Consider the following 4,444-nt stretch of genomic DNA (forward strand, 5'->3'; position numbering starts at 1 on the left):
ATCCGGAGCGGGAAATCGTGCAGGCTCAGGCAGCAGCATAAAACGGGAAAATCGGACAACTACCTTGAAAAACTCCGTGGGGAATAACCACACCACATAGGCTCTGCCTTGCCTAAATACCAAACAGACTGCTGCAAATTCAACCTTGAAAGGTCAATAGACCCTGGGCTACACCCAATTTATATCGCCTTCGCCTGCAACAATAGCGCAGTTAAGCTTATGCCATAGCTCAGATTATATTGCTGACTTTTTAAACGGGTCGTTAACTGACAAAGCGGTTAAAAAAATGGGATTTCCTCACTCTTATAAACTTGTTGAGCGAACTCTTTACTCTGTTGGTGCCAGTATTCAAGCCGCTGAAACAGCACTTAAAAATGGTTTAGCGGCTAATTTAAGTGGCGGCTACCACCATGCTTATAGCAATTACGGTAGTGGCTTTTGTATTTTTAATGATTTAGCTATTGCGGCAGCGCATCTTATTACAACTGAGCAAGCCGACACCGTATTAATATTTGATTGTGACGTACACCAAGGTGACGGTACCGCGCAAATAACCCAACAGCACGAGCAGATAGTTAGTTGTTCAATTCACTGTGAACAAAATTTTCCTCGGCAAAAACAGCTCTCAAACTATGACTTTGGCTTACCTGCAAACACCACAGATGCAGAGTATTTAACAACACTAGACCAAGCTCTTGAGTTATGTGTTCGCCTCCACCAGCCCGATATTATTTTATATAATGCCGGTGCCGATATTTACACAAAAGACGAACTCGGCTTATTTGATGTTTCTTTAGCTGGCGTATACGCGCGTGACTTTACCATTCTTAACTTTTGTAAGCAGCGGAACATACCGCTTATGTGCGCTTTAGGTGGCGGTTATCAACGTAACATCAACAATTTAGTTAGCGTCCATAAGCAACTATTTAAAGCGGCTCTCGATTTATAACAATCCTTGGTATAGACTCATTACAGACAATAAAAAAGAGTGACAGGAATATGCGATTAGATGACGACATACACAATTTTTACGAAAAACTCGTTTTAGAAGAAATAGAAAAACGTAAACTTAATGAACGTTACAACGACGATGTAATGGCTGACTTTTGCTGCACCGTACTCAATCAATTACCCCCACGTTATATTAGATACGATGTAGATATGGCGTTTTATTTAACTCAAACAGATCGCTTAGATATGCAGCAACGCGTTGAACTTGCTATTAATTTTGCGATTGATCAGATTGCTAAAAAGAAAGATATTAATGAGTAAACCGCTAGAAGACGCCCCTACACACATAAAACTGGCTGTTGATTTAATTATGATATTAGAGCAACACGATGTAGAGCCCGAAGAAGTATTAAAAGCACTCGATATCGTAAAAAGTGACTTTGAAAAGAAGCTAGTTAACAACTAGCTTCATTCAATTGTGTCTACTTCATACACAGTGACAGCGCCGTCATGTTTACTACAATCAATTTTAATTTCGCCGAATGTGCGCCTAGGTGATGTTGACCTACGGCATGTCATGTTTTGAGCTTTAACACCAAATTGTTCAATATAAACTGCAACAATTGCATCTATTTCTTGCTTCTCGTGTGTTGTCGCAGCGGCATAAAAAGTATCATATTGTTGTGACCAATTTTCAACGCCAGCTTCTGCTGCAACACCTAACCACCCCATACCAAGCTTAGTTGATTGCTCTAGATATTGCCCTTTTAAAAACATAAACGCTAGGGTGTATTGTGCACTTTTATAACCCAATGCAGCAGGCTCTTCTAAATAGTTAAAAGCTTCTTCAAACTCCCCTTTTTTGTATGCCTTAACACCATTATATTCTTTTTTCTTCATGGTATTATCGCTGTAAAGACTGACTGGTGACGAATTGCAGCCAGTTATTAAAGCCACCAATACCAGCAAAGTGGCACTCAATCGTTGATGATTCATTATTATCCTTAATTTATTATTTTTTTTGCTCAGAAACATAACCACTTTTAAAGCATCTGCCCTAAAGCCTGTTAACATAAATTTAATATTATCATGGGATTGCAAAGCTCACAGCGATTATTTTTATAAGCGCAGTTTTAATCGCCCATTAAAAATAGATAAACCTATTTTTTTAATACCCTGTATTTATACATAAGGTACTTTACTTTACGCACAATGCATTTAACTGACGTAAATCTATCACTGACTGTCCGTTTGCTGAACCAATAATAATAACTGCGCGGCCGCTTTGGCATCGTCTAATGCACGGTGATGATTGGTTAAGTCTAAATTAAAGTGTGCCGATAAATTACCGAGTGAGTATGACTTTAATCCCTTAAATGCTTTGCGTGATTCAACGACTGTACACAGTTTCGGCATTTTAAAATTAATCCCTATCCTCTCAAGCTCTTTTTTAATAAATCCATAATCAAAATTAACATTATGCGCCACAAAAATACTGCCTGATAATTGATTCAGTAACGGCGCTGCAATCTCGCTAAATATGGGTGCATTGCTTACCATGGCATCGTTAATGCCTGTAAGCGAGGTAATAAAACGCGGGATGGGACGCTCTGGGTTTATCAATGTGGTCCATGTATCAACTATTTCGCCCTGCTTTATTTTAACAATACCAATTTCGGTAATACGGTTACCGCCTTTGAGGCCTCCTGTAGTTTCAATATCAACTACACTATAAATACGGTTAGGGTCTACATACCACTTCACCGCTGCAATATTGACTTTAAAACCACTGTTTTTTAAATTATCGATGCTCACTAGCTGGTTTCTTTTAAGCTTGTCTCCGGGCGCTTTTACCTCCTCAAAATGAACTGCGCTGTTATCAACAATCATTAAATCGGGGTAACCATCTTTTAATTGTCGGTAGTTTTTTGCCATATTTTTTAAATGGCTTAATAGCGCATTTATCGGGCTGTTTAAAATAAGCATCTCTAATGGCTTTAATACATCTTTGTGCCATCTAAATAAGCCATTTGGTTGCTCATAATACTTCGCTGCATAGTTACACACTAAACGCAGCAATTTTTGGGTACTATTACACGCAGCCAGCCGCGCTTCTATTTGTGAGGATTGATTTAAATAAAATGTATCTGTTTTTAAGGCTTGCGGGTAAATATCAAACTCATTGCAGGGTGGGGTTGGGGTTTCAATAAAAAGTTCCTGCCAAAAAACCAGCGCAAATAAGCTTTGCCACAAGGTATTCTCAGTATAAAAAACGTGTTTACCTTGGCGAGTGTAGTGATCACTTACACCTAACTCAACATCGCCACGGTAAAGTTCATCAACTTCTATAATACAGCGTGTACTGGCTAACATTTCACTAAGCCGTGAGCGTGTTTGCTTGTTAAATTTGCGCATTAAAAAGTCATCCGCAAAGTACAGTAACTCATCGGTGAGTGGATTTTCTATAATTTTCTCAAGTTGCACCTTTACCCATTCTTTATTGCCTAAACGGTATTGCTCTCTTATTTGAATTTCTAGTGCGTGCGCATCGTCTTCGCAAGCATTAAGTACATCAAACGCAAGTGTTGGGTTAGTTGCTTTTAGTTGCTTATAAAGTATAACCAGTAACTTGTTTTTTAACTCTTGTGCAATAACCCCCAACGCTACTTCATTTATTAGCTGCTTTGCTAGTACCTCTCTTTCATTGTCATCTTTTGTATTTTTAAGCGTTAGTCGCAAACGGTTTAATGCATAGTTAGACTGCGCTTCCTCAATTGAGTCAAAGCGCGACAAGCTTTCACTATGCTCTTGCCTAACAGGTGTTACGCCTAAATCTCGCAGTACAAATCGATTTTGATGATTAATATCGCCTGCACTGAGCCTGCCAATATATAAAAATTCAAAATACTCGTAATACTCTTCTCTATTATTTATCACGTACTGATTATATAAGTGTGCAAGACACTCTGGCTTAGATTCAAAGAATGAAATAGCTATTTCAACTAAGTTACTTTTAGCAGCGCTTTTTTTAAATAATGGCGTTTGTTCTTGCTTTTCTAACAGCTCTATTAAGGCCGGTTTTGTTAGGTGACTTAGTAGTTGCCTATGATCTTTATCAGAGGGTTCTACAATTAACTTTGCCGCTTTTAAGTTAAAAAGTGCTTGGTATGGCGAGCTAATTTCTTCGTAGTTTAATGATTGGGTTTGTACTAAGTAAGGTTTACGAGAATAAATACGCGCCAACATACACTGGCTTTGCTCGTCGAGCGTATTTATTTTATTAATAAATGTAATATGCCTTTGCTCGAGTAAATGCACGCATTTCTCACTCACAAACGTTAATAGCTCTCTAAAATGTGCCAAATAATATTTCGCTGGTAACTCTTTTCTCATAAAACCGCCCACACTGTATATAAAAGGCGCTGATCCATTTCTGTGTTGGTTTGCTATACTAAGTAAATCAAATCATGTTAGGAGCGTCCATGAATAATAC

At 38.3% G+C, this 4,444-nt stretch carries 5 protein-coding genes; 3 read left to right on the forward strand and 2 right to left on the reverse strand.

Annotation, left to right across the window (positions count from 1 at the left end; all coding sequences use genetic code 11):
• Nucleotides 1–163 precede the first annotated feature (163 nt).
• From AAEY57_RS18755 to AAEY57_RS18765, 3 genes are read left to right on the forward strand one after another with little or no spacing between them, the layout of a single operon-like run.
• Nucleotides 164–949, forward strand: a complete 786-nt coding sequence (locus AAEY57_RS18755) for a histone deacetylase family protein (protein ID WP_502935501.1) — start codon at nucleotides 164–166, stop codon at nucleotides 947–949.
• Nucleotides 950–999: 50 nt separating this feature from the next.
• Nucleotides 1,000–1,272: a late competence development ComFB family protein gene (locus AAEY57_RS18760; RefSeq protein WP_013465384.1), complete on the forward strand. Its 273-nt coding sequence runs from the start codon at nucleotides 1,000–1,002 to the stop codon at nucleotides 1,270–1,272.
• Nucleotides 1,265–1,417 carry a YbaM family protein gene (locus tag AAEY57_RS18765; protein WP_008467474.1) on the forward strand — a complete coding sequence of 51 codons (153 nt, stop codon included), beginning with the start codon at nucleotides 1,265–1,267 and terminating at the stop codon, nucleotides 1,415–1,417. The genes AAEY57_RS18760 and AAEY57_RS18765 overlap by 8 nt, the downstream gene beginning before the upstream one ends.
• 2 nt (nucleotides 1,418–1,419) lie before the next feature.
• On the opposite strand, the gene AAEY57_RS18770 is transcribed toward AAEY57_RS18765, so the two are convergent.
• Both AAEY57_RS18770 and AAEY57_RS18775 read right to left on the reverse strand, forming a co-directional pair.
• Complete coding sequence (locus tag AAEY57_RS18770; RefSeq protein WP_008467476.1) at nucleotides 1,420–1,947, reverse strand: SEL1-like repeat protein; 528 nt, start codon at nucleotides 1,945–1,947, stop codon at nucleotides 1,420–1,422.
• A 240-nt stretch (nucleotides 1,948–2,187) separates the two neighbouring features.
• Nucleotides 2,188–4,344, reverse strand: a complete 2,157-nt coding sequence (locus tag AAEY57_RS18775) for an exonuclease domain-containing protein (protein WP_350608526.1) — start codon at nucleotides 4,342–4,344, stop codon at nucleotides 2,188–2,190.
• Between the last annotated feature and the right edge of the window lie 100 nt (nucleotides 4,345–4,444).

The organism is Pseudoalteromonas sp. MER144-MNA-CIBAN-0113 (assembly GCF_040308965.1).
Lineage (GTDB): Bacteria > Pseudomonadota > Gammaproteobacteria > Enterobacterales > Alteromonadaceae > Pseudoalteromonas > Pseudoalteromonas tetraodonis.